1 protein-coding gene is annotated in these 209 nt (G+C 27.3%); it reads right to left on the minus strand.

All coding sequences use genetic code 11. The features are described from left to right. Nucleotides 1-209 (minus strand): hypothetical protein (locus tag AACQ14_RS24675; RefSeq protein ID WP_339366165.1); only part of this gene is annotated, 209 nt, incomplete at both ends.

Raw genomic sequence — 209 nt, forward strand, 5'->3', positions numbered from 1 at the left:
TTCTCCAACAATATATCTAAATAATAATTTATCAGTAGTAGTTCCTGAAATATAGTCTGCTTTTGTATTAATACCTGTAAACTTAATTGTTGGTGTACCAGTAATATTAACCACTTCTGAAAAATCAACTGTAATAAGAATTTCTTCACCATTTGTGTATGTCTTATTTTCAGATGTTGTAGTTATATCTTCTATAGTTGGTTTTGTAG

Source organism: Vallitalea maricola (assembly GCF_036985595.1).
In the GTDB taxonomy this organism is placed as follows: Bacteria; Bacillota; Clostridia; order Lachnospirales; family Vallitaleaceae; genus Vallitalea; species Vallitalea maricola.